The 25,380-nt window shown below is 42.7% G+C and carries 22 protein-coding genes; 7 read left to right on the forward strand and 15 right to left on the reverse strand.

The genetic code is table 11. From position 1 onward, the window contains the following. Positions 1–19 precede the first annotated feature (19 nt). Together JZY04_RS10205 and JZY04_RS10210 are read left to right on the forward strand one after the other, a co-directional pair. On the forward strand, positions 20–1,264 hold the full coding sequence (locus JZY04_RS10205) for a DUF4934 domain-containing protein (RefSeq protein WP_005806525.1): 1,245 nt from the start codon (positions 20–22) through the stop codon (positions 1,262–1,264). Positions 1,265–1,399: 135 nt separating this feature from the next. After that, positions 1,400–2,662 (forward strand): DUF4934 domain-containing protein, encoded by a 1,263-nt coding sequence (locus JZY04_RS10210; RefSeq protein ID WP_122143151.1) that lies wholly within the window; start codon positions 1,400–1,402, stop codon positions 2,660–2,662. Positions 2,663–2,968: 306 nt separating this feature from the next. Here JZY04_RS10210 and galE read toward each other — a convergent pair whose 3' ends face one another. The 10 genes from galE to JZY04_RS10260 form a co-directional block, all read right to left on the reverse strand. Beyond that, complete coding sequence (gene galE / locus JZY04_RS10215; protein WP_005778195.1) at positions 2,969–4,003, reverse strand: UDP-glucose 4-epimerase GalE; 1,035 nt, start codon at positions 4,001–4,003, stop codon at positions 2,969–2,971. 203 nt (positions 4,004–4,206) lie between these two features. Then, positions 4,207–4,779 (reverse strand): electron transport complex subunit RsxA, encoded by a 573-nt coding sequence (gene rsxA / locus JZY04_RS10220; protein WP_005778198.1) that lies wholly within the window; start codon positions 4,777–4,779, stop codon positions 4,207–4,209. Between the two features lie 11 nt (positions 4,780–4,790). Beyond that, entirely contained in the window at positions 4,791–5,378 is a 588-nt protein-coding gene (gene rsxE / locus JZY04_RS10225) for an RnfABCDGE type electron transport complex subunit E (protein ID WP_005778200.1), read from the reverse strand. Between the two features lie 17 nt (positions 5,379–5,395). Further along, positions 5,396–6,070, reverse strand: coding sequence for an RnfABCDGE type electron transport complex subunit G (locus JZY04_RS10230; RefSeq protein ID WP_122143152.1), 675 nt, complete (start codon positions 6,068–6,070; stop codon positions 5,396–5,398). Next, positions 6,067–7,059, reverse strand: coding sequence for an RnfABCDGE type electron transport complex subunit D (locus JZY04_RS10235; RefSeq protein ID WP_122143153.1), 993 nt, complete (start codon positions 7,057–7,059; stop codon positions 6,067–6,069). Before JZY04_RS10235 ends, JZY04_RS10230 begins: the two co-directional genes overlap by 4 nt. A 5-nt stretch (positions 7,060–7,064) precedes the next feature. After that, positions 7,065–8,402, reverse strand: a complete 1,338-nt coding sequence (gene rsxC / locus JZY04_RS10240; protein WP_122143154.1) for an electron transport complex subunit RsxC — start codon at positions 8,400–8,402, stop codon at positions 7,065–7,067. A 36-nt stretch (positions 8,403–8,438) separates the two neighbouring features. Further along, complete coding sequence (locus JZY04_RS10245) at positions 8,439–9,311, reverse strand: Fe-S cluster domain-containing protein (RefSeq protein ID WP_005778209.1); 873 nt, start codon at positions 9,309–9,311, stop codon at positions 8,439–8,441. Positions 9,312–9,316: 5 nt separating this feature from the next. Then, complete coding sequence (locus tag JZY04_RS10250; RefSeq protein ID WP_005778211.1) at positions 9,317–9,736, reverse strand: SoxR reducing system RseC family protein; 420 nt, start codon at positions 9,734–9,736, stop codon at positions 9,317–9,319. Positions 9,737–9,988: 252 nt separating this feature from the next. Continuing rightward, complete coding sequence (locus JZY04_RS10255; RefSeq protein ID WP_005778212.1) at positions 9,989–10,393, reverse strand: hypothetical protein; 405 nt, start codon at positions 10,391–10,393, stop codon at positions 9,989–9,991. 120 nt (positions 10,394–10,513) lie between these two features. Further along, complete coding sequence (locus JZY04_RS10260) at positions 10,514–11,944, reverse strand: DUF3078 domain-containing protein (protein WP_032530673.1); 1,431 nt, start codon at positions 11,942–11,944, stop codon at positions 10,514–10,516. Between the two features lie 382 nt (positions 11,945–12,326). Here JZY04_RS10260 and JZY04_RS10265 point away from each other — a divergent pair, with 382 nt between their 5' ends. From JZY04_RS10265 to JZY04_RS10280, 4 genes are all read left to right on the forward strand, one after another. Beyond that, positions 12,327–13,928, forward strand: a complete 1,602-nt coding sequence (locus JZY04_RS10265; protein WP_005806541.1) for a CTP synthase — start codon at positions 12,327–12,329, stop codon at positions 13,926–13,928. Between the two features lie 47 nt (positions 13,929–13,975). Then, positions 13,976–15,832: a membrane protein insertase YidC gene (gene yidC, locus JZY04_RS10270; RefSeq protein ID WP_122143155.1), complete on the forward strand. Its 1,857-nt coding sequence runs from the start codon at positions 13,976–13,978 to the stop codon at positions 15,830–15,832. Between the two features lie 89 nt (positions 15,833–15,921). After that, a complete protein-coding gene (locus JZY04_RS10275; RefSeq protein ID WP_005820523.1) occupies positions 15,922–17,253 on the forward strand; it encodes an MATE family efflux transporter in 1,332 nt (443 codons plus the stop codon). A gap of 50 nt (positions 17,254–17,303) precedes the next feature. After that, positions 17,304–19,412, forward strand: coding sequence for a S9 family peptidase (locus tag JZY04_RS10280; RefSeq protein WP_122143156.1), 2,109 nt, complete (start codon positions 17,304–17,306; stop codon positions 19,410–19,412). Between the two features lie 92 nt (positions 19,413–19,504). Here the strand turns inward: JZY04_RS10280 and JZY04_RS10285 are convergent, their stop codons facing one another. The 4 genes from JZY04_RS10285 to JZY04_RS10300 all read right to left on the reverse strand — a co-directional run bounded on the left by JZY04_RS10285 (position 19,505) and on the right by JZY04_RS10300 (position 22,950). After that, entirely contained in the window at positions 19,505–20,500 is a 996-nt protein-coding gene (locus tag JZY04_RS10285) for an MBL fold metallo-hydrolase (protein WP_122143157.1), read from the reverse strand. A 243-nt stretch (positions 20,501–20,743) separates the two neighbouring features. Beyond that, positions 20,744–21,268: a flavodoxin gene (locus JZY04_RS10290; protein ID WP_250706934.1), complete on the reverse strand. Its 525-nt coding sequence runs from the start codon at positions 21,266–21,268 to the stop codon at positions 20,744–20,746. Positions 21,269–21,522: 254 nt separating this feature from the next. After that, the gene (locus tag JZY04_RS10295) at positions 21,523–22,602 is read right to left on the reverse strand and encodes a PspC domain-containing protein (protein WP_122143158.1); all 1,080 of its coding nucleotides are present in this window, start codon (positions 22,600–22,602) and stop codon (positions 21,523–21,525) included. Positions 22,603–22,614: 12 nt separating this feature from the next. Continuing rightward, entirely contained in the window at positions 22,615–22,950 is a 336-nt protein-coding gene (locus JZY04_RS10300) for a PadR family transcriptional regulator (RefSeq protein WP_005820533.1), read from the reverse strand. A gap of 161 nt (positions 22,951–23,111) precedes the next feature. On the opposite strand from JZY04_RS10300, the gene JZY04_RS10305 reads away from it, so the two are divergent. Then, positions 23,112–23,609 (forward strand): GNAT family N-acetyltransferase, encoded by a 498-nt coding sequence (locus JZY04_RS10305; RefSeq protein WP_005806558.1) that lies wholly within the window; start codon positions 23,112–23,114, stop codon positions 23,607–23,609. Positions 23,610–23,717: 108 nt separating this feature from the next. Here the strand turns inward: JZY04_RS10305 and JZY04_RS10310 are convergent, their stop codons facing one another. Further along, positions 23,718–25,376 carry a peptide MFS transporter gene (locus JZY04_RS10310; protein WP_005778234.1) on the reverse strand — a complete coding sequence of 553 codons (1,659 nt, stop codon included), beginning with the start codon at positions 25,374–25,376 and terminating at the stop codon, positions 23,718–23,720. Between the last annotated feature and the right edge of the window lie 4 nt (positions 25,377–25,380).

The following is a 25,380-nucleotide window of genomic DNA, read 5'->3' on the forward strand; positions in this document are numbered from 1 at the left end:
CATCATAAATTATAATACAATGAAAAACTACTTATTGGCATACGGATGTGCTATGCTTTTATTAGCCTCTTGTACCTCTCCATCAGGAGAAACGAAAGCGCCCGGACAGATAGATATTGTTGGAAAAATTAAAAATCCAACGGAACTTAAAGCTTCCGATTTTCTAAAGGAAATCAATTATATAGCATTAGAAACCACAGACAGTTGTCTGATCAATAACAATCCGGATATACAAGTTTATAAAAACAACATTATCGTTAGCACAAACAAGCAATGCTTAGTCTTCGATAAAACCAACGGCAAATTCATACGTTCTATCGGACATGTAGGTAACGATCCGGGAGGATATAGTGAAGCGACTTTCTGGATCGATGATGTGGCAGAAGAACTATATTTTGTCGGGTGGAACGGTAGTTTAATGCGCTACGATCTGAAAGGTAATTATTTAGGCGAAGTTAAGGTTTCCAAAAGCTTAGGCCCAAGAAATCCTGCTTGCTTTGTTTTCACAGATTCATTAATCATCAGTTACCAATCCGACCTTTTCCCGATAAAAGGAACGGAAAAGAAGCCCCCTTTTCTCCTCCTTGACAAAAAGGGGGAAATATTAGACAGTATCCCATCTCTACTGCCAGTTATACCCGTAGCCATAAATACAATACGAATAAACATATTAAAGAATGAAAAAGCACGAGAGTTCTACGGCAACATGGGGATCTATGGCATGATAATAGCATACTTTAACAGTGATGAGGTCATTGAATCTCCACGGATGCTTTCTACATTATGGAAACATGATGGAAAAGTACGTTTTAAAGAAGCTTATCTGGACACAATCTACACCTTATCCGGAAATAAGTCACATCCTTATCTGGTTTTCAATACAGGAAAATATCATTATCCGGTAGAAGAAAGATACCAGAAAAAGAAAAATGATGAAAGAATTAAAATCGATCATGTGATGGAAAGTGCTTCAATCATCATATTCCAGTTCAGGCAGAGAGATGAGGTATACACCGGCATATACAATAAAAACACTCAAACGACTCAAGTAAGCAAAGGACAGAGTTTTATGAACGATATTGATAACTTCATGCCTCTGAATCCCCGTAGATGTAATGCTGATAATGAATATGTAGATCTTATTCAGGCAAGTAGTGTTTTAGAATGGATGGAAGAGCATCCGGAAATTAAACCAAATGGCAAGTTTGCTTTTGCAAAAGAGATCAACGAGGAATCTAATCCGGTAGTCATCCTTATGAAATAGATTTTTCAAGAATCAAAAAACTAAATATTTTGGTTATTTAACTACAACAAATAGTTTAATCACTAAAATATTTAGTTTATTTGTCCTTCATAACGAACAACAGGTATTTTATAACCTAAAATAAATGATAAAAACATGAAGAGACAAATTGTACCATGTGGCATTTTCGCCCTATTATTATTATTGCCTTCTTGCAATAGAACACAGCAAACCTCGGAAATCAATCAGATAGATATTGCCGAAGGAATAGAAAAACTGGCAGAGCTCAAAGTATCTGATCTTGGAAAAACAATCCAATACATCCCTTTAGAAACAACAGACTCTTGTTTAATCGGAGATTTTCCGGAAGTTAAACTTTTGGATGATAAGATTATGATCCATAATGGGAAACAATGTTTGTTGTTTGATAAGCAAACCGGAAAGTTTATTTGCTCCGTAGGGCATAGAGGAGATGATCCGGAGGCTTATAATAGTACTAATGGATATCTGAATCTACAAAACCAGTTGTTATATTTTAACCGTGAACCTAATCAACTGGTAAAATATGACCAAAAAGGTAAATTTGCGGGAATCATCACCATTCCCACTCCGGAAACCTCAACCGGCAGTATTCAAATAAATCGTCCCGGACTCAACGGATTTATATTTTGTGATTCTATTATCGTAGGACATTATGTAGGTGGTTTGGGGCAGAAATGTCCCAGTTCGGTATTATACTTTTCTGAAAAAGGCAATTTCATAGATACAATCCCTAATATTATACCTGAATTAGGTACCGGACAGGTAGACGATATTAGCAGTATTTCCGTACGCAAAGGATTCGGACTGTTAGGTGGTATCATCCACATACAATACAGTAATGGAAAGCAGAGCATTTGTGTGCCTAATCATACGGCACTTTGGAAAAATAATAATGAAATCCGTTTCAAGGAATTGTTTACTGACACCATTTATACATTGAAAGATTATCAATTGGAAAAACACATGATATTCAATACCGGCAAATATCATTGGCCGGCAGAAGAACGAACACTTTCGGAAAACAATAGTGACCGTATCCTGGTCAGCTATGCAATAGAGAATAACAAATTACTCTATTTCCAATTTATCAGAGGACTATACACGGAAAAGCCTGTTTTATACAATGGAATTTATGATAAAAAGACGAAGGTAACCCATATAGCTTTAGCTGATAATAAATTCATCGATGACTTAACTCAGCTTATGCCTTTCAACCCTACTTTCTTTAATGAAAAAGGAGAATATGCCTCTTTAGTCCAGGCAGACGACATTCTTAGCTGGCTGGAGGAACATCCTGAAATAAAAATAGAGAAAGAACTAAGTGTCTTAAAAGAATTGAATGAAGAATCGAATCCGGTAGTAGTATTGGTAAAGTGATTTAAAAGTGTAATCACATTTTGTTCTCAGACAATAATCTGACAAAGCGGAAGAAGATAAATCAAATAAAGTTCATAATAAAAAAACAGTACCACGACTCACGTCGTAGTACTGTCACAACACAAACACAAAATAAAACACGACAAAACTACTATGCAATCTTACCTGTCTATGCCGGGGAGGCATAAGTACCAATTATGGATATTCACATACACATAAACAGCATCAGGCCGATTTGCATCCTATAAACAAATGTATAAAAACATTTGTTCATTTCTTATATGTTAATTAAAACAATATTCTAATTTATTGGATACCTCTTTCACGAAGTTTCAACTGCCAAGCCCATGCAGAGCGCAGTGTATCTTCAAGAGTTTCCTGTGCCTTCCATCCTAATTCATTGTTTGCATAATCAGGATTAGCCCACACTTTTTCTATATCACCGGCACGGCGCCCTACAATCTGATAGTTCAGTTTTACGCCTGTAGCTTTCTCAAATCCGTTGATCAGTTCAAGAACCGAAACTCCACGACCTGTACCGATATTGAAAGTCTCAACTTTATCTTTTTGTTTCTTTTCAAGAATACGTGCGATAGCAATCACATGTGCTTTGGCAAGATCTACAACATTAATAAAATCACGGATACATGAACCATCGGGTGTATCATAATCATCACCAAACACGCTCAGTTTTTCACGAATTCCGATAGCTGTCTGGGTTAAATAGGGAACAAGATTTTGTGGTACGCCATTAGGAAGTTCTCCCAATAATGCTGTTGGATGAGCACCGATCGGATTAAAGTAGCGCAACAAAATAGCATTTATCGGAGCACCTGAAGTTACAGTATCCCTGACAATCTCTTCGTTAATCTGTTTTGTATTTCCATAGGGAGAAGTAGCTTTCTTAATCGGAGCATTCTCTGTTACAGGTAATTCATCCGGTTCACCATATACAGTACATGAAGAAGAAAATACAATACCTTCTACACCATGTTTTGGCATCAGCTCAAGCAGATTGATTAAAGAAACCAGATTATTGCGGTAGTACAGCAATGGTTTTTCTACAGATTCACCTACTGCCTTGCTGGCTGCAAAGTGAATAATTGCCTTAATACCTTTATACTTATTGAACACGGCATCCAAACCGTTAAAATCCAAACAGTCCAGTTTCTCAAAAACAGGACGAATACCTGATACTTTCTCGATGTTATCTACTACATCAGCATTTGAATTAGATAAGTTATCAATGATGATTACTTCGTATCCACTGTTTTGCAGCTCTACCACAGTATGAGAGCCGATATATCCGGTTCCGCCTGTTACTAAAATTCTTTCTTTCATAACGTGTATAATGGTTAGTTTTTTCGGTTTTCTTGTAAAGTGTTTGCAAATGTAACAAAATAAATTTAGATAAATGCACAAAAAACGAATATTATTTCATGATGGAAATGTGCATTAAGACAAAATAACAGAAAAAGCGACGGAAGAACTACCTTAACGATAGCCTGTCCGCCGCTCATCCTTCAGTTGTTTGTCGTCAGGATTTATACCACTCCGGAGAATCCCATAAATGCCATAGCCAGCAATCCGGCTGTAATTAAAGCAATCGGAGTTCCTTTCATACCTTCGGGAATTTTCACAAGGCTCATTTGCTCACGGAGTCCGGCAAAAAGCACCAAGGCCAAGCCAAAACCGATAGCAGTAGAGAATGCATAGACAACTCCCGTCAATAAATCATAATCTTTCTGGATAACAAGAATAGCTACACCCAAAATACAACAGTTTGTCGTAATTAAGGGAAGGAATACGCCCAGTGCCTGATAAAGTGCAGGGGAAACCTTTTTTAGAATAATTTCCACCATCTGGACCAGTGCCGCAATGACCAATATAAACGTAATAGTCTGCAAGTACTGCAATCCGAAAGCATCGAGCACAAACTTCTGGATCAGGAACGTTACGATTGTGGCAATGGTAAGCACAAAAGCCACCGCTGCACTCATACCCAACGCTGTATCCACTTTCTTGGAAACACCCAGAAACGGACAGATTCCCAGAAATTGCGACAACACAATGTTATTAACAAAGATTGCCGAGATAAATATCAATATATATTCCATAATCGTTTATTTTAATTTGCTTTCTTAAGGCTGTTAATCAGCGCAATCAGATATCCTAATGCAATAAACGCACCCGGAGCAAGAACAAAGACAAGCATACCATATTCTTCGGGGATGATTGACAAGTTGAATATCTTACCTGTACCCAGAAACTCGCGGACAGCTCCCAACAATGTAAGAGCAATCGTAAAGCCCAGTCCCATACCAATTCCGTCGAACATGGACGAAAGAGCATTATTCTTAGCTGCAAATGCTTCTGCACGTCCCAATACAATACAGTTCACAACAATCAACGGAATAAAAAGCCCTAATGTAGCATACAATCCAGGGACATAAGCCTGCATCACCATCTGAAGCAAAGTCACAAAAGACGCGATTACCACAATAAATGACGGGATGCGTACCATGTCCGGAATCAAGTTCTTTATCAACGAGATCACCACATTAGAGCAAATCAAAACAAACATAGTGGCAAGTCCCATGCCCATACCGTTAATGGCCGAAGAAGTCGTACCCAATGTAGGACACATACCAAGCAGGAGCACAAATGTCGGATTCTCTTTAACAATCCCATTCATCAATACTTTAAAGTTGTTCATATCTTTATACTCCTTTCTTATTTAATAACTACTGAATCGACAATCGCAGTTTCAGACCCCTGTACCGAAGCGGCTTTCTGAGAAGCACCGGTCGTCCCGTTAGTATCGCCATTGCCTTTATAAGCACCATACGCAGCGTTCACGGCATTCAAGAAAGCGCGTGAAGTGATTGTAGAAGCGGTAATAGCATCTACCTGTCCACCATCCTTACTTACCGTTAACGGTTGCTCACCCGGATTCATTCCTTTAATACTACCTTTATTGCCTTCCTTAAACCAATCGGCCGCTTTTGAACCAAGCCCGGGAGTCTCGGCATGTGACAACAATGAATAGTTATAGATTTTGCCTTCGGCATCAAAACCAACCAGTACTTTCAGCTCTCCGCCAAATCCCATCGATTTAGCTTCAACCGCCGTCCCAACCCATTGTTCTCCGTTTTTAGCCGGATAAATAATAAAGTCAACAATCTTCTTACCGTCTTTCTCACTAAACATAGTATCACACTCTGCAACCGGATTATTCGTGAATTCAGGTAAGACTTCTTTTAAAGCCTCATTCAGTGTTTTTGCATTTGCTTCTGCAATAGGCCCTTTGGTCAACTCATTCACATAAGCCAGCAGAGCTACCGAAATAGCTGTTACTCCCGTGAGTACCAGCAACATATTTTTCAATGATGATTCTAACTTTTTCATTTCTTCTTCGCTACCTCCCCAAAGCGTTTTGGTTTACAATATGTATTGATTAGCGGAGTGAATGCATTCATAATCAGAATAGCAAATGACATACCTTCCGGATATGCACCGAATAAACGGATAACAACTGTCAGCAAACCGATGCAAACACCATAAATCAGCATACCTTTTTTACTCATCGGAGAAGTCACATAATCAGTCGCCATAAAAATGGCACCCAGCATCAGACCTCCCGAAAGCAACTGGATTACCGGAGAAGCATAAGCTTCCGGATTGGCCAGGTACATAATGCCTGAGAATACAAATACAGTGGCCAGAATAGATACCGGAATATGCCATGTAATGATTCTCTTCCATAACATATAGAGGAGGCCCAGAATCAAAGCGACTGCACTCACCTCGCCCAAACATCCGCCATTATTACCAATGAACAAATTCCAAGCATCAGGAAGTTGGCTAAAAGCTGAAGCATCACCATGAACGGCTTGTTTCATCAAAGCTAACGGAGTAGCAGCGGTAGTAGCATCAGTATAGGCAGTCAACTGACCAACCACCGGCCACGAAGTCATTTGCACAGGGAATGATAACAACAGAAACACACGTCCTGCCAATGCCGGATTAAACGGATTATTTCCCAATCCGCCAAATGACATCTTACCGACACCAATAGCGAATAAAGCACCTAAAATAATGATCCAAATAGGCAGGTTCGACGGAAGATTGAATGCCAGCAACACCCCCGTGATGATAGCAGACCCATCACAAATAGTAGTGGTTTCTTTCTTCAGCAAGAACTTACCGATTGCCCATTCAAAAAACAGACAGGCTATCACAGAAGTCGCTGTGACAATCAACGCACCCAGTCCGAAATATACGAGCGAAACGATGAAGGCAGGAATCAGTGCGATCAACACACCGTACATGTTTTTCTGTACACTGTCTCCACCATGAACGTGAGGCGATAATGATACGATTAATTTATTTTCCATACTTATTATTTTTTAGCTTGACGTGCACGAATCATAGCACCAACTTTCCCTTTACCCAAACGACAATAGTCGAGTAACGGACGATTGGCAGGACAAGTGAACTGGCAAGAACCGCACTCGATACAATCCATGATTCTTTCTGATTCCATTCTTTCAAATTCTGTGTTCTCGGCCAAAGCGGAAAGCAGATACGGTTCCAGTCCCATCGGACAAGCACTTACACACTTCGCACAACGGATGCAATTTTGTATTTCTCCGCGTTTAGCCTCTTTCCGGCTCATAATCAAAATTCCGGAACTTCCCTTAGCAGTAGGAACATCGGTATTAACCAATGCTTTACCCATCATCGGGCCGCCTCCAATTACCTTTCCGGTGTCTTCGGGCAAACCGCCACAGGCATCAATCAGTTGTTGCATCGGAGTTCCGATACGTGCCAGGAAGTTGGAAGGTTTAGCAACCGATTTACCGGTCACCGTAATCACACGTTCAAACAAAGGCTTATTTTTCTGCACAGCCTGATATACTGCAAATGCTGTACCTACATTCTGAACAACCGCTCCTGTAGAGATGGGTAGTGCACCACTCGCAACCTGACGTTTGGTTATAGCATCGATCAGCTGCTTCTCACCTCCTTGCGGATATTTCACCTTCAAAGGTACAACCTCGATACCAGCATAACTGGATGCAACTTTTGTCATCAACTCAATAGCATCGGGTTTATTGTTTTCAATACCGATAAATGCTTTATTTACCTTTACGGCTTTCATCAGAATGGAAACTCCTACCATTACCTCTTCGGCATGCTCCAACATCAACTGATGGTCTGCGGTTAAATAAGGCTCACACTCTACAGCGTTTATAATAACACATTCTGCTTTAAATGAAGGAGGCGGACAGAGTTTAACCTGAGTGGGAAAACAAGCTCCTCCCAAACCAACAATACCGGCATCGGCTATCTTCTTCACAATCTCTTCCGAAGTCAATTCGCACTCTTTCACCAGTTCAGGGCTGCGATCGATAGATTCTTCCCATTCGTCCCCGTCTACATCTATAAAAATAGCAGGTTTGGCATAACCACTCGCATCGACGATTGAATCAACCTTAGTGACTTTGCCACTGACAGAAGAGTGAATGGCAGCCGAAACAAAGCCATTGGCTTCGGCTATTTTAGTGCCCACCTTCACCACATCACCTTTTGCCACAATAGGCTTAGCAGGTGCACCGATATGCTGCCCCAAAAGTATTACAGCTTTTGCCGGAACTTCCGCCGTAATAATGGGTTGATGTGCTGACAGTTTATTTTCGTGTGGATGAACACCACCAATTGAAAATGTCTTCAACATACAATTCTGTATTTTATCTGTTTATTACTCGTTTTCTTAAGCTTCAGCTGTTTTAGCAGCTTCGGCAACAGGTGCTTCCTCTTTGGGTTTGCGCGGAGGGAAATTCAACTCGATGATAGTGTTCTGGGGACAAACTTCAACACACTTACGACAAGACTTACATTTGTTGTAGTCAATGTAAGCAAGATTGTTCTCAAGTGTGATTGCTTCAAACGGACAAGTCTTGACACACTTACCACAACCGATGCAACTTACCGTACAAGCTTTACGCGCAACAGCCCCCTTGTCTTTATTGACACAAGATACATATACGCGGCGGGATTTTTTGCCCTTAGCACGAAGTTCGATTATCGCTTTCGGACAAGCTTTGACGCAAGCGCCACAGGCTGTACACTTTTCTTCATCCACTTCAGGAAGTCCTGTTTCGGGATTCATGTGAATAGCATCAAACTGGCAAGCAGCCACACAATCGCCACATCCCAGACACCCATAGCTACAACCGGTTTCTCCACCATAAAGCGAAGCGGCAATAGCACAACTCTTTGCACCGTCATACATATTTGTACGCGGACGGTTCGTGCAGGTTCCGTTACATCTAACCACTGCCACCATCGGTTCTGCAGTTCCGGCGTCCAGCCCGAGGATAGAAGCAACCTGCGACATCACAGGTTGTCCGCCTACCGGACAAAACTTACCTTCCAGCGAACCGGCTTTGACGCAAGCATCAGCAAATCCGCTGCAACCCGGATAACCACATCCACCGCAGTTAGCCTGAGGCAACACTTCGGATACCTGGGCAATTCGTGGGTCTTCGTACACGGCAAATTTCTTGGAAGCAACATACAATATCGCAGCCAGTACAAGCGCAATAGCTCCCAAAGAAATCACTGCAATCAGAATCAAATTCATAATTTTTAGTTATTTATTGGTTTTATAGTAAAAGAAAATTTTTGTTTCAACCGAGTTCTGTTCAGCCATATTATATAATAATAAGGAACAAGCACCGCTAAAGCAGCAAGCGCTCCATATAGTTCACTATGAAGAACTGTCTTGAAAACGAAAAGGCCGAGAATTAAAAGAAAGAGAGGAATAACAAAGGCCAGAAATACAGCCTGCATACCCATGGAAGTAGCACCAATAATTGTCACCTCGTCACCTACCTTCCATACAGATGAAGTGTCGGTAATCTCAATTACCTTCTCTTTGCTATCTGCCGAAGAGCAATGTCCCTTGACACTGCAAGTTGAGCAGGCCGATGTTTGGATGATCCTCACAGAAACCTGAGAACCACTTATGTTTTCCACAATACCTTGATGAGTTATTATATTAGTCATTTTGCAAACTGCACATTACAAATTGCGGCAAATTTAAGCATAAGTTTGAGAACTACGAAGTATTTGAATGTTTTTTATAGCGCAATAAGAGTTCTTTTTGAAGTATTTTTTTACTCCATTAATCAGGAGTAGAAACAGAAAAAGCAGGCTTTTCGCCTGCTTTACTGCTAAATTGTTATCATCCTCCGATATTTTAAAATAAATTAGAAACAGAAACCGATTCTTTTATCACTTTCTGTTCATTTCCTTATTTTACATCTTCAAACATTCATTTATCTCAATCATCCGAATCAAATCTGTCCGTTGAATGGAAAAAGTACTGCTTTCTTTCTGAACATACTTCAGTAAAGTGAGCCCATCCTGGCGCAGTTTAGACTTTTGCAAAATATTAGACTCCATCTCATCCGAAATCTTCAGCAGGGTCATGGCAGCCAGTTCTATCTTTCCCATCCGGTTAGGATCTCCTTCATAATGGTCAATCAGTTCATCCGGATTCATACTCTGCAACTGCTCCTGAGGAAGTCCTAAAATCTGTCGTGTAAGACAGTCGTACTCTGTCCATTCATCCTTACGAAACTTCTTTTTATTCAAAATCATATTAACAATTAATGAAATGATTTCCTGAATCATTCGTATCAGATAATCTTGTTTAATCATAAGGCGCTTTCTTTAAGTATAACATTTTAATTACAGCGATGAAATTTGCACTACCGGAAACAACAGAGCCGACTGAAAACTCCAGCCGGCCCCATATTTATCTTTCTGTCAACTATTCCTTTACCATTTATAGTTCAGACCAAAACTGAGCAACTCTTTCAACTGGAAATAACTGCTACCGGTGGTCGGCTTTGCACTGTCATCAAAGCGTGCATGCACAAAAAGCTTAGTAGAAAGATAACGGTTCAATACAAAATTGAAAGTATTTTCCCACTCAATGCGTACCCATTTATAGTTAGTCAGATAGTTCAGACGGGAATCGACTACAATGGACGGAATAATGGTCCATGAAATGGTAGGTTGTACCTGTGCACCAAAGTCATTCTTTGAACATTTACCTTTATCCAGTCCGAACTTGGTTTCGTCCACATTTTTGTTACCAATATAACGAAGGTTATAGGTCAATGGAGACATGAATACGGAAAGGTTGAATTTTTTCTTTTTCAGCTTATAATCCATACCGACACTGACAATCACATCAGCAGGAGCAAGGAAAGCAGCAACCAGTTCTTCACTGTTAGCCTTATAACCTTTGGCAAACTGAGTCTTAAACTCACCGGTGATAGTATAATACCAATTATGTGCAGCCTGGATACCTAATTTGGAATACAAGCGCAACTGGTCAGTATTGACCAAATACTTATGATATTCATCTGATGGAGAAGAGTTGAATCCCAATTTAGCCTCCAACAGATTCTCAAACTGTACTTTCTCACGGTCATTGTAATTGGCAAACAACTGTAAATTAGCCATTACAGCATTGTTACTCTCACCACCTTTATACCAGTTGTCCGATATATAGTTCTGAGTAATTTGAAGCGAACCGTTACCTCCCGTCACCCACCAGTTAGGTTTCGAAATTACCATTTCTGCTTCACCTACATTCTCTTCTACCTTATCTGCACGGAACAGGCTTTTCACTTCCGTCTTCGGAATTTCAATCTTTTTATTGCCATGATACAATTTACGGCTCATTATATGATCTTCGGTAGTAACAACCAAATTGGGATGGTTCAGGTATAAATCCATCAAAGCAGCATCTACCAGCCGGGCCGATCTCTTGATTTTGGTAAACTGCAAAGTGTCACACGGTGATAACTGCTCATTAAGAGAAGGTGCAGTAAAAGGCTCTTTAAATTTCCAGCGCATAGTAGAATATTCCGCAATAGGCGAATAATAATAAGTTAGCGGAACAAACAGGCGGTAGTAATCCGGATCTGTTTTCACATAACGCATAGGTACTGAAGGATCATTGAGGTATTCCAACTCTCCTATATAATTATTATATAAGATGGACACTGTATCCATCTTGGGCTTCGGACCATCCAGATTCAGTTTCAGGAGAAGGTACTGCTGAAGCACCTCGGAAAGTGTATCAGCTTTCACTTCATTTTGCACTGTCTCGGAAACCGGTTTTATCGTCTTCTGCGCCATCACTGACGAAGAAAACAGGATTGCAAATGCTAATGTTGAGATGTGACTAGTCTTCATTTTTATAACAAATTTGAGGGCAAATTTACATTAAATAGTTTAGATTACATAAAATTCGCTCATTTTTAATAGGAATAACCGATCAAACGGATCGATGAAACAACCGATCTGTTTTACCGGAATTTGTATGGCATGCATGAGCTACACGGATTTATCCTGTAGACAGGTTTATGCTACTTATGCTACCAGACGGATAAAGCCCCATTCATCCGTTAGAGGCATACAACTTTTTGTCGTCCAAACATTTCGGAACCCGGAATTGCATTTTTTAATAAATTTGTTTTGTAGAAAGCATCCGTTCTTCCCCATTTTTTTGTAATTTTGCGGTTTTTAAGATTCAAATCAAACGATTTAGAAACAAATTATTAAAACAGTTATAGCTGTGGGAGAAACAAAGTATATTTTCGTAACCGGTGGTGTTGCCTCTTCTTTAGGAAAAGGTATCATTTCATCTTCCATCGGTAAATTGCTGCAAGCAAGAGGTTATAAAGTAACTATCCAAAAGTTTGACCCGTACATCAACATTGACCCGGGAACATTGAACCCTTATGAACACGGAGAATGCTACGTGACTGTAGACGGCCATGAAGCCGACCTTGACTTAGGACACTACGAACGTTTCCTGGGCATCCAGACTACAAAGGCCAACAATATCACGACAGGCCGTATCTATAAGAGCGTCATTGATAAAGAACGCCGTGGAGACTATCTGGGAAAAACCATTCAAGTCATTCCCCACATCACGGATGAAATCAAGCGTAACGTCAAGTTGCTGGGCAACAAGTATAAGTTCGACTTTGTAATTACAGAAATCGGAGGCACGGTAGGTGACATCGAGTCCTTGCCTTATCTGGAAAGTATCCGTCAGTTGAAATGGGAGTTGGGACAGAATGCGTTGTGCGTGCATTTAACTTATGTGCCTTTCCTGTCTGCCGCTCAAGAACTGAAAACCAAACCGACCCAACACTCTGTAAAAGAATTGCAGTCACTCGGAGTGCAACCGGATATTCTGGTGCTTCGTACCGAACATGACCTGAACGCCAACCTGCGTAAGAAAGTGGCATTGTTCTGTAATGTTGCCGAGAATGCGGTCGTTCAGTCAATCGATGCTTCAACTATATATGAAGTACCCCTGTTGATGCAGGAACAAGGCTTGGACGAAACCATACTTCAGAAAATGGGCTTACCTGTGGGCGAACGTCCGCCGTTGGGACCTTGGAAAGACTTCCTGAACCGTCGTGCCAATGCTACCGAAACGGTGACTATTGCAATGGTAGGTAAATACGTTGAACTGCAGGATGCGTATAAGTCTATCCTGGAATCATTATCACAGGCTGCCACTTATAATGACCGTAAAGTTAAAATAGAATATGTATCATCCGAACACCTCACTCCGGACAACGTGGACGAACAGTTGGGACATGTAGACGGAGTAGTTATCTGTCCGGGATTCGGTTCACGTGGTATCGAAGGTAAGTTCGTAGCTGCCAAGTACACCCGCGAACACAACATTCCGACTTTTGGTATCTGCCTGGGTATGCAATGCATGGCCATCGAATTTGCCCGCAACGTACTGGGTTATGCCGATGCCAATTCTATTGAAATGGACGAAAAGACCAAACATAACGTTATCGACATCATGGAAGAGCAGAAGGCCATCACCAATATGGGAGGTACAATGCGTCTGGGTGCTTACGAATGCGTCTTGAAAAAAGACTCTAAAGTATACGAAGCTTATAAACAAGAACATATTCAGGAGCGTCATCGCCACCGTTACGAATTCAACAACGACTATCGCAAGCAATTCGAAGAGGCCGGCATGAAATGTGTAGGTATCAATCCGGAATCGGACCTGGTAGAGATTGTAGAGATCCCTACATTGAAATGGTACATCGGAACGCAGTTCCATCCGGAATACAGCAGTACGGTGCTACACCCGCATCCGTTGTTCGTATCGTTCATTAAGGCTGCAATCGATAAGTAAAATCACTATCGTATAGATTATTAATCATTAATCACTAAAACAAGAGAATGGATAAAAACACCATCACAGGCCTCGTTTTAATAGGTATATTACTGGTAGGATTCAGTTTTCTGAGCCGTCCCAGCGAGGAGCAAATAGCCGCCCAGAAGCGGTATTATGACTCTATAGCCGTGGTACAGCAGCAAGAAGAAGCACTGAAAGCCAAAACCGAAGCTGCACTGGCTAATGAAAAAGAGGAAACAGCCGCCGATTCGGCATCTCTCTTCTTCAATGCCACCCAAGGTAAAGAGGCGTTTACTACTATCCAGAACAATTTGGTAGAAATCACTCTGGATAACAAAGGCGGCCGCGTTTACTCTGCCCTGTTGAAAAACTACATGGGACAAGATAAGAAACCGGTTGTGTTGTTCAACGGCAGCGATGCTTCCATGAACTTCAACTTCTACAATAAGAAGGGTGCCCTCCAGACAAAAGACTTCTATTTCGAAGCAGTCAATAAAACAGACAGCAGTGTTACGATGCGTCTGGCCGCCGACAGTGCCAGCTATATCGACTTTATTTATACACTGAAACCGGATAATTATCTGATGAGCTTTGTGATTAAAGCAACAGGTATGGAAGGCAAATTGGCTGCTACTACAAACTATGTGGACATCTCGTGGTCACAACGTGCCCGCCAGATCGAGAAAGGATATACTTACGAGAACCGTTTGGCAGACCTCACCTACAAATATACAGGTGATGATGTGGACAACCTTTCGGCAAGTAAAGACGATGAAAAGTCAGTACCGGAGCGTCTGGACTGGATTGCTTTCAAAAACCAGTTCTTCTCTTCTGTATTCATTGCAGAACAGGATTTCGAAAAGACTACGGTCAGATCGAAAATGGAGAAACAGGGAAGTGGCTACATCAAAGACTACTCGGCTGAAATGAGTACGTTCTTCGATCCTACCGGTAAGCAACCGACCGACATGTATTTCTACTTCGGCCCGAACCACTATAAAACACTGACCGCATTGGACAAGGGACGTGAAGAGAAATGGGAACTCAACAACCTGGTATATTTGGGTTGGCCGTTGATTCGATGGATCAACAAATGGATCACCATCAACGTGTTCGACTGGTTGTCAGGTTGGGGATTAGGTATGGGTATCGTACTGTTGCTATTGACAATTATGGTGAAAGTTGTGGTTTTTCCGGCAACCTGGAAAACTTATATGTCATCGGCCAAGATGCGTGTACTGAAACCGAAAATAGACGAGATCAATAAGAAATATCCCAAGCAGGAAGATGCGATGAAGAAACAGCAGGAGGTAATGGGACTATACAGTCAATACGGTGTAAGCCCGATGGGCGGCTGTTTGCCGATGCTTGTTCAATTCCCTATCCTGATGGCATTGTTCATGTTTGTGCCGAGCGCTATCGAACTCCGCCAGCAGAGTTTCCTTTGGGCGGACGACTTATCGACCTATGACGCATTCATCACTTTCCCGTTCCATATTCCGTTCTTGGGTAATCACCTCAGCTTGTTCTGCCTGCTGATGACCATTACCAATATCCTGAACACGAAGTACACGATGCAGCAGCAGGATACAGGTGCCCAGCCGCAAATGGCAGCAATGAAGTGGATGATGTATCTGATGCCGATTATGTTCCTCTTCGTCTTGAACGACTATCCTTCGGGATTGAACTATTACTACTTCATTTCGACTTTGATCAGTGTGGTAACCATGATCATACTGCGCCGGACAACTGACGAAGACAAGTTGCTCGCCGATCTGGAAGCAAAGAAAAAAGATCCGAAGCAAATGAAGAAGACCGGATTTGCCGCACGTCTGGAAGCCATGCAGAAACAGCAGGAACAGATGGCAAAAGAACGGGCTAATAAGCAGAATAAGCGATAAGAAATAAAAATTAGCTTAAAGACCGAAGAGCCGGGCAAGCAGTATATGTTTGTCCGGCTTTTTTTCCCCTTTATAGAATATATAAAAACATGACTACCAAATACACATACAAAGAGATATGGCTCATAGCCTACCCTATCCTGATCAGCCTGATCATGGAACAATTAATAGGTATGACAGACACTGCCTTCCTGGGACGGGTAGGCGAAATCGAACTGGGAGCCTCGGCCATCGCAGGCGTATATTATCTGGCCATTTTCATGATGGCGTTCGGATTCAGCATCGGAGCACAAATCCTGATAGCCCGGCGAAACGGCGAGCAACAATACCGCACCATCGGACCGATATTCTATCAGGGGGTCTATTTTTTGCTGGCATTGGCAATAGTGGCATTTACCCTTTCTTTATGCTTCTCTCCTCATTTGCTGAAACTGGTTATCAGTTCGCAGCACATTTATGACGCGTCCATCAGCTATATCAACTGGAGAGTTTTTGGTTTCTTTTTCTCTTTCGTCGGCGTGATGTTCCGGGCATTTTTTGTAGGTACCACACAGACCAAGACCCTGACATTGAATTCAATCGTAATGGTATTGTCCAACATAGTATTCAACTATATCCTGATATTCGGTAAGTTTGGCTTCCCCGCATTAGGTATTGCCGGAGCTGCTATCGGGTCGTCACTGGCCGAAATGGTATCGGTCATCTTCTTCATCGTCTATACTTGGAAGCGGATAGACTGTAAGAAGTATGCACTGAACCAGCTTCCCAGTTTCCAACCGGAAACATTAAAACGAATATTAAACGTATCTTTTTGGACTATGATCCAAAATTTCTTCTCACTATCCACCTGGTTCATGTTCTTCCTTTTTGTGGAACATCTGGGCGAACGCGCACTGGCCATTACGAACATTATCCGCAACGTATCGGGTATTCCGTTTATGGTTGCGATGGCATTTGCCACCACATGCGGTTCACTGGTGAGCAACCTGATAGGCGCAGGAGAGATTAAAAGCGTACCCGGAACTATCCGGCAGCATGTACGCATCGGCTATGTTTTTGTATTACCTCTGGTACTGTTCTTCGCCCTCTTCCCTGATCTGGTGTTAAGTATCTATACAGATATACCGGATCTGAAAGAGGCTTCCATCCCCTCGTTATGGGTATTATGTTCCGCCTATCTGATATTGGTCCCGGCCAATGTTTATTTCCAGGCGGTATCCGGAACGGGCAATACACGTACAGCACTGGGATTGGAACTCTGCGTGCTGGCTGTCTATCTGGCTTATATCACGTATGTCATCCTCTATCTGAGAGTAGACGTAGCCTTCTGCTGGACTACAGAGCATTTATACGGAATCTGTATCCTGACTCTGTCGTACATCTATATAAAGAAAGGAAACTGGCAAAAAAAGCAGATTTGACCTGATTTTTGCTTATCTTCGCAACTCAAATAATCAATTATTAAAAACTTATGAGACAAGTAAACCTATTTATTATGTCGGCAACAATGATGTTAGCATCCTGTGGCGGAACCAAGGATGCAGGCAAAACGGACCAGGCGCTGATCGGAAAATCCGATATCAAAATCGAGGGGAAGCGGATGACTCCCGAAGCACTCTGGGCAATGGGACGTATCGGCGGACTCTCCGTATCGCCCGATGGAAAGCAGATAGCCTATACAGTGGCTTACTACAGTGTACCCGAAAACAAAAGCAACCGGGAAGTTTTTGTGATGAACGCAGACGGAACCGACAACCGGCAAATCACTCACACTCCTTTTCAAGAAAATGAAGTGACTTGGGCAACGGACGGAAGCAAACTGCTTTTCCTGAGCAACGACAACGGCAGCAGCCAACTGTACGAAATGAACCCCGACGGTAGCGGACGCAAACAGATTTCCAATTATGACGGAGATATCGAAGGATATTCCATCTCGCCGGACGGCAAGAAGATACTGTTCATCGCCCAAGTAAAGACTGTTAAAAGCACGGCTGACAAATATCCTGACCTGGACAAAGCAACCGGCATCATCATCACCGACCTGATGTACAAACATTGGGATGAATGGGTGACAACTGCCCCCCACCCCTTTATCGCCGATTTCGATGGCAAGTCGGTAACCAACATCGTAGACGTGCTGGAAGGTGAGCCTTACGAAAGTCCGATGAAACCATGGGGAGGTATCGAACAACTGGCATGGAACACGACCTCGGATAAAGTGGCTTATACCTGTCGAAAGAAAACGGGACTGGCTTATGCCATTTCTACCAACTCGGATATCTATGTATACGACCTCAATACCAAGAAAACAATAAATATCACCGAAGGTATGATGGGTTATGATACTAATCCGCAATATTCTCCGGATGGAAAGAGCATCGCCTGGCAAAGTATGGAACGTGATGGTTACGAAGCAGACCAGAACCGTCTCTTCATCATGAATCTGGAAACCGGAGAAAAACGTTTTGCCAGCAAAGCGTTCGATTCGAATGTAGATGCATTCGTATGGAGCCAGGATGCCAAGACGATCTATTTCACCGGTGTATGGCACGGTGAAACTCAAATCTACTCACTCGATCTGGCCAATGATTCTGTACGTCCTGTCACTTCGGGTATGTACGACTACGAAGGCGTTGCCCTCTTCGGTGATAAACTGATTGCCAAACGTCACTCTATGAGCATGGGAGATGAAATTTATGCCGTTTCCCTGGATGGGCAGACGACACAACTGACTCAAGAGAACAAGCAGATCTACGATCAGATAGAGATGGGCAAAGTTGAAGGACGCTGGATGAAAACGACAGATGGTAAAGAAATGCTGACATGGGTCATCTATCCGCCCCAGTTCGATCCGAATAAGAAATATCCGACACTGCTCTTCTGCGAAGGCGGTCCACAGAGCCCGGTAAGCCAATTCTGGAGTTATCGCTGGAACATGCAGATTATGGCTGCCAACGGCTATATCGTTGTAGCACCGAACCGCCGCGGACTTCCTGGTTTCGGAGTGGAATGGAACGAAGCTATCAGCGGAGATTACGGTGGCCAATGCATGAAGGATTATTTCACGGCAATCGACGAAATGGCAAAAGAACCTTTCGTTGACAAAGACCACCTGGGCTGTGTGGGTGCCAGCTTCGGAGGATTCTCCGTCTACTGGCTGGCAGGACATCACGACAAACGTTTCAAAGCCTTCATTGCCCACGATGGTATCTTCAACATGGAGATGCAATATCTGGAGACAGAAGAGAAATGGTTTGCCAATTGGGATATGGGAGGCGCATACTGGGAAAAGCAGAATCCGGTTGCCCAGCGCACTTTTGCGAACTCTCCGCACTTGTTCGTCGAAAAATGGGATACCCCGATTCTTTGCATCCACGGTGAGAAAGATTACCGTATCCTTGCCAATCAGGCCATGGCTGCGTTCGACGCTGCCGTAATGCGTGGCGTACCGGCTGAACTGCTTATTTATCCGGACGAGAACCACTGGGTATTGAAACCGCAAAACGGTGTGTTGTGGCAACGCACTTTCTTCGAATGGCTGGACAAATGGTTGAAACCAAACACTACAGATTCCAAATAAAGGCTCTGTTCTGCTAAAATAAAGGCTCTGTTCCGACGGAACAGAGCCTTTATTTTAGCAGAACAGAGTGTCCGTTTACTCCTTCGGAAAGCTTACATCCGCTTCAACTTGACAATCTCTCCAAGTACCGGAATATACACGTCTATCCTACGTTTCTTTGCTTCGGCAGCAAAAACCTGCGGAGGGTCATGCAGAGGTTCGTCCGACAAGTCGAACGTACCATAATGCATCGGGATGGTAAGAGCTGCTTTCATATCGGTGGACGCTGTCAGTGCATCGTAAGGTGAAATGTGATTGGGCTGCATAAACCAACGCGGCTTATAAGCACCGATACCCACCAAAGCATAATCGGGTGTCCCGAATAGCTCGGGTATCTCACGGAAATGCCTGGAATATCCGGTATCGCCGCTGTAATAGATGGAGATGCCGTCACCCTGTACCATAAACGCTCCCCACAGCCTTCGTCCTCCGTCACGCACCGAACGCTTGCTCCAATGCTGGGCAGGAAGAAAAGTAATCTTCAACCTGTCATCTTCTATCTGTTGGTACCATCCGGCCTCCGTTACCTCAAGCTCCGGAAACCAACTCTTTATCAATTCACCCGTCCCCAACCCACAGAAAAGTTTCATCCGGGGATTGTTCTTCACCAGCCGGGCTACACTTTGCTTATCCAAATGGTCGAAATGGTCGTGACTGATAAGCAGGTAATCTATATCGGTAAAAATATCGGGGTTTGCCGGAAAATCACTCTGACGTTTGACAAAAGGGATATCTCCAAAAACAGGATCGAACATGACACGTTTTCCTACCAATTGAAGGAAGAAGGAGTTATGCCCCAGCCATATCAGCGAATTACCGACCACCCCTTCCAATGAACGCAGATAACTCATCCGGGGATTCCACTTCACACTCTTCTTCTCTTTCCGCTGCGGATTGGGAGAAAGGCGCCATTTCAAGACACTTCCCATCCCGGGACGAAAACGATGCTGGCGATTGACAAACTTTCCTCTCACCACAGGATTACCCCGCCAATGCGGGTTTACCGTTGCCAGTCTTTCATTTCTTCTGAAACATATATGCTCGCCCATACACTTATATACTTTTTTCGTTGTGTAACAAACAAAAATAACAAAAGATTTGTGTATAGTCGCAGAATAAGACATTTTTTTAACTTAAAAAGATCACCCTCACGTCAAACAGGATTGTAACGTGAGGGGTAATCTTCGCAAGCGTCATCCGTATGCAGTATGGCAAGTACGACCAGCATCGCTCTCTACAAGCCAATGCTACCGATAAATAAATACGTTATCATTGTTTTTGGTTCCAGATAGTCAGTACCCTAACTTATCGACCCACTCACGAATGGATTTTTCATTGGCACGATTAAGTAATCTTCCTTCTTTCCATTTCAAATTGTGATAGTCTTTTTTCAATGCTGTCTCACTACCTGTAATACTGCTTCCCCCCGAAGTGGCAAAAGGTATGATGATCTTATTTTTAAGATCATGACTTTCAATGAAAGTGTTCACAACCCGAGGTGCAAGATTCCACCAGATGGGATAGCCGATAAAGATCACTTCATAATCGGCTATGTTTTCTTTTTTATTCTTAAGGACCGGACGTGATTTCAGATCGTTCATCTCCACCGAGCTGCGCGATTGTTTGTTATGCCAGTCAAGATCGGCATTCGTATAAGGTTTTGCAGGAGTGATGGCATACAATTCACCACCCGTAACCCGAGCCAGTTTCTTTGCAGCTTCCGCCGTAGTACCGGTTGCCGAAAAGTAGGCAACTAAAATTCGTTTACCATTGTGCCACTGCTTTATGGGATCTTGTGCCGCTGCGTGTAAATTCATAAATAAGGTTGCTAAAAGCGTTAGTAAAACAGATTTCATTCTCATATTATTCAACATTTTAATAAGTTATTTTGATAGCCGATATATTTAATTGCAAAATTACCGGAACAAAAAAGAGCGGTTGTATATGATTTACGGATACTCATACCCGAATCCCCGATTTTGAAATAAAACGCATATTATCTACAAAAAAAATACCTTCCGGACACACAACGGAAGGTATTTCTACACATGTCAATCTATTCATGGACAGGTCATCCGACCAAAAGGAAAGGATAAGACCATCCCAAATAAGACAGGTTGATAACAAAGATTACGGCTGCCAGCACCCACAGTATCAATAAAGACCATTTCAGTCCGGACGCCATAGCCGGCCAATCAAATATCTGTCGGAGAATAGCATAAATGATCCCCGCCAAAGGTATGCCCACCAATGCTACTCCTGCAATACTTCCTACAATGGTCATCATCGGCGAAGTGGAGATCAGCGGTGACCAATCGACTGCTGGCAGCATATGATAGAGAGCAGCTCCGCCACCAATGGCTACTGCAATGGCAGCAATCACCAGAGCAACAAAAACAATGGCAAGCACAAAAAGCACCGGACTGCATATAATGGCGAGCACCACCAGACAGGCTTTCAGAAAGAAACCCGCTATTGATACCAACGCATCGCCCACCTTCTGCAGAAAACTGCGGGGCTTACCTGAATTTACATAATTGTTCACCCCGTTGGCTACCCTTTCAAACCCATCAGTCACCGTCTTACCGATATTCTCTATGGTGATATCCTCGCCGCGCATACTCAACTTCTCGGCTGCCGTACGGGCCTCGGGAATAATCAGCCAACAGAGGATGTATATAGGAATCAACACTCCATATCCACAGATCAGCACAACGAACATAATCAGTCGCAACAGCGTTACATCCCAGTTCAGATATGCAGCCAGCCCGCTAATCACCCCTCCCAATATTTTATCATCCGGATTACGGTAAAAACGGCGATGAATGGTTGTGCCGGATTGTGCCCCTGTATGTCCGGCTGTCTTTTGAGGTTCGTCTTCCTCACTCTCCTCACCAAAATCTTCGGGTTTTCCCATCCGGGCAATCACTTCTTCTACGTCGGTAATCGTAATCACTTGCGATCCGGCAGCCAACTTCTCGGCAAATAGTTCGGAGATGCGATTCTCTATATCGTTCACAATCTCCTCTGCTCCTTCTTGTTTGCGAAAGTGAAGTTTTAGGTTGCACAAATAATTATCGAGCAACCGGTAGGCATCCTCGTCGATATGAAAAACGGTTCCACCTAAATTTACGGTTAATGTTTTTTTCATCTTTATTTCTTTTTAAATGGATTCTCTATTAGCAATATGATTCACAGTTTCGTTCAGCTCCCTCCACGAAAGTTCCAGTTCGCCAAGGAACAACTCGCCTTTCTCTGTCAGCTTATAATACTTCCGTGGCGGTCCCTGTGTAGATTCCACCCATTCGTAACTAAGTAAATCATCGTTTTTCAATCGGGTCAACAATGGATACAATGTGCCCTCCACCACAATCAGCTTTGCCTCTTTCAACTTCTGGATGATATCCGAAGCGTAAGCCGGCTCTTTATGCAACAGCAGCATGATGCAATATTCCAGCATGCCTTTTCGCATTTGCGACTTTACATTATCTACATTCATAAGCTTTACCTTTTTGATGCGACAAATATATGCATAACTTTAGTACTATGCAATGCAAAGTACCTTAAATTCACACTAATTAACTTATTAAGATACCTCCACCTTATTATAAAAGCAAATTATCACTATATTTGCGACATAAACCGAAAAATACAACAAACATGTTTACTATCCGAAAAGCCACTTCAGATGATTGCATACTGATTAACAAACTGGCGAAACAGGTATTTCCGGCTACCTACAAAGAAATACTTTCGCCCGATCAACTTGACTACATGATGGAATGGATGTACGCGCCCCTGAATATCCGCAAACAAATGGAAGAAGAAGGACACGTATACTTCATCGCTTACCAGGAAGATGAACCTTGCGGCTATGTATCAGTACAGCCTCAAGGAGATGATGTGTTTCATCTCCAGAAAATATATGTCCTTCCCTCTTTTCAGGGAGCACACCTGGGAAGCAAACTATTTGACCACGCAGTACAATACATCAAAGAGATTCATCCGTCTCCCTGTCTGATGGAATTAAATGTCAACCGGAATAACAAGGCATTGCACTTTTATGAACATAAAGGGATGAAAAAATTACGTGAAGGTGATTTTCACATCGGAAACGGATATTATATGAATGACTATATCATGGGATTGGAACTCTGATGCGCATGTAAAGAAAATGCCAATATAAGAAACGCCCCGTTACATATATTGTTATCGTAATAACAAATAATGTAACGGGGCGTTTGGTGTATAGATACAACCCGAAGGTTATGCTACTTTTTCAAGTTTCTTCATGATAGAGAAGATGAACAGAGCGGCCAGCAGACAGCATACGATAAGTACACTCCATACCATCCACAACTGCATGCCACCCCACAGATAACCAATGATGGCAACGAGGTAGTTACCAATGGCAGTTGCGGCAAACCATCCACCCATCATCATACCTTTGTATTTGGGAGGAGCTACTTTCGAAACAAACGAAATACCCATCGGAGAGAGGAACAACTCGGCGAAAGTAAGCACCAGATAAGTAGAGATCAACCAGTTTGGAGAAACCAGTGCGTCTTTCTCGATGCCACTGGCTGCCAGAGCATCCGGAGTAGGCAACCCGATAGACCCAATGGCCATTATCAAGAAACCGCATACGGCAATCATCATACCGATACCGATTTTACGCGGAGCAGAAGGTTCTTTCCCTTTTCTGGCAAGATATCCAAATACCGCCAATGAAACCGGAGTCAAGGCAATCACGAAGAACGGATTGAATTGCTGGAAGATCTGAGGCAGAATATTAACAGTAGGATCCATAGAGCTATAGCTCCATCCCAGACAGAGAAGTGCGGCAGCAACTACTATACCGGCAATCATTTTTGATTTGCCGGTCTTTCCCTGGAACAGTGAAAAAAGTCCGTAAATAACAATCAACAAGAAGGTGAGGTTCACGATATTGAAGCCCAAACGGTCGAGTCCGGTCACCTCTTGTGCAGTATAATCACGTGCAAAGAATGTCAGTGTCAGTCCGTTCTGGTGGAAAGCCATCCAGAAGAAAATAACTACGGCAAATACAAGCAACAAAGCCACGATGCGCTGTTTGGTTTGTTCCGGAGTCAACTTCTCCTCAACTACGTTAGCCGGTTTAGCTTGTTTAGAGTTGTAGTCGGCATGTTTAAATGTAGAGCGGAAAGCGACGTAAATCAACATCGAAATAATCAATGATACACATGCCACACCAAATCCATAGTTATATGCTTCAGAAAGCTTATCGATATAAGTAGTACAGAATGTGGCAATGTCGCCGGTAAAGTTCTGTGCAGCCTGCAATGATTCCAAAGTAGCCTGGTTAGCAGGAGTGATTGTACCGTCAAGATATTGATGTGCCAATGAAGGAATCTGAGGAACATACGAAAGCCCTGCCTTGCCCAACATATAGTTGGTTACCTTTGTAGCAGCTGTCGGAGCGTACATCGCACCGATATTGATAGCCATATAGAATATACTGAACGCCGTGTCACGTTTGGAGCTATATTCAGGGGCATCATACAAATTACCCACCATTACCTGCAAATTACCTTTAAAAAGTCCGGTACCGCAAGCAATCAGAGCCAGTGCACCAAACATCATTACTTTGCCGGAATCGTTGGAAGTCGGAATGGCAAGCAGTGCGTAGCCGATAAACATGACTACAATACCCATTGTCACCATTTTGCCATAACCAAACTTATCGGCAAGAATACCACCAAAGAACGGAATAAAATAAACAGCAGCCAAAAAGCATCCGAAAATGGTAGAAGTTTCAGCAGCAGTGTAACCAAACTTTGCTTGTAGAAACAAAGTAAAAATCGCAAGCATGGTATAGTAACCGAATCGCTCGCCTGTGTTGGCAAGTGCCAGAGCATACAAACCCTTAGGTTGTCCTTCAAACATAAAA

The sequence above is a fragment of the Bacteroides sp. 11BF genome, assembly GCF_019633765.1.
Classification (GTDB): Bacteria; Bacteroidota; Bacteroidia; order Bacteroidales; family Bacteroidaceae; genus Bacteroides; species Bacteroides hominis.

What these genes read in the sequence shown, in the direction of transcription:
- JZY04_RS10205 (WP_005806525.1), top strand. Translation starts at nt 20, where the DNA reads ATGAAAAACTACTTATTGGCATACGGATGTGCTATGCTTTTATTAGCC.
- JZY04_RS10210 (WP_122143151.1), top strand. Translation starts at nt 1,400, where the DNA reads ATGAAGAGACAAATTGTACCATGTGGCATTTTCGCCCTATTATTATTA.
- galE (WP_005778195.1), bottom strand. Translation starts at nt 4,003, where the DNA reads ATGAAAGAAAGAATTTTAGTAACAGGCGGAACCGGATATATCGGCTCT.
- rsxA (WP_005778198.1), bottom strand. Translation starts at nt 4,779, where the DNA reads ATGGAATATATATTGATATTTATCTCGGCAATCTTTGTTAATAACATT.
- rsxE (WP_005778200.1), bottom strand. Translation starts at nt 5,378, where the DNA reads ATGAACAACTTTAAAGTATTGATGAATGGGATTGTTAAAGAGAATCCG.
- JZY04_RS10230 (WP_122143152.1), bottom strand. Translation starts at nt 6,070, where the DNA reads ATGAAAAAGTTAGAATCATCATTGAAAAATATGTTGCTGGTACTCACG.
- JZY04_RS10235 (WP_122143153.1), bottom strand. Translation starts at nt 7,059, where the DNA reads ATGGAAAATAAATTAATCGTATCATTATCGCCTCACGTTCATGGTGGA.
- rsxC (WP_122143154.1), bottom strand. Translation starts at nt 8,402, where the DNA reads ATGTTGAAGACATTTTCAATTGGTGGTGTTCATCCACACGAAAATAAA.
- JZY04_RS10245 (WP_005778209.1), bottom strand. Translation starts at nt 9,311, where the DNA reads ATGAATTTGATTCTGATTGCAGTGATTTCTTTGGGAGCTATTGCGCTT.
- JZY04_RS10250 (WP_005778211.1), bottom strand. Translation starts at nt 9,736, where the DNA reads ATGACTAATATAATAACTCATCAAGGTATTGTGGAAAACATAAGTGGT.
- JZY04_RS10255 (WP_005778212.1), bottom strand. Translation starts at nt 10,393, where the DNA reads ATGATTAAACAAGATTATCTGATACGAATGATTCAGGAAATCATTTCA.
- JZY04_RS10260 (WP_032530673.1), bottom strand. Translation starts at nt 11,944, where the DNA reads ATGAAGACTAGTCACATCTCAACATTAGCATTTGCAATCCTGTTTTCT.
- yidC (WP_122143155.1), top strand. Translation starts at nt 13,976, where the DNA reads ATGGATAAAAACACCATCACAGGCCTCGTTTTAATAGGTATATTACTG.
- JZY04_RS10275 (WP_005820523.1), top strand. Translation starts at nt 15,922, where the DNA reads ATGACTACCAAATACACATACAAAGAGATATGGCTCATAGCCTACCCT.
- JZY04_RS10280 (WP_122143156.1), top strand. Translation starts at nt 17,304, where the DNA reads ATGAGACAAGTAAACCTATTTATTATGTCGGCAACAATGATGTTAGCA.
- JZY04_RS10285 (WP_122143157.1), bottom strand. Translation starts at nt 20,500, where the DNA reads ATGGGCGAGCATATATGTTTCAGAAGAAATGAAAGACTGGCAACGGTA.
- JZY04_RS10290 (WP_250706934.1), bottom strand. Translation starts at nt 21,268, where the DNA reads ATGAATTTACACGCAGCGGCACAAGATCCCATAAAGCAGTGGCACAAT.
- JZY04_RS10295 (WP_122143158.1), bottom strand. Translation starts at nt 22,602, where the DNA reads ATGAAAAAAACATTAACCGTAAATTTAGGTGGAACCGTTTTTCATATC.
- JZY04_RS10300 (WP_005820533.1), bottom strand. Translation starts at nt 22,950, where the DNA reads ATGAATGTAGATAATGTAAAGTCGCAAATGCGAAAAGGCATGCTGGAA.
- JZY04_RS10305 (WP_005806558.1), top strand. Translation starts at nt 23,112, where the DNA reads ATGTTTACTATCCGAAAAGCCACTTCAGATGATTGCATACTGATTAAC.
- JZY04_RS10310 (WP_005778234.1), bottom strand. Translation starts at nt 25,376, where the DNA reads ATGTTTGAAGGACAACCTAAGGGTTTGTATGCTCTGGCACTTGCCAAC.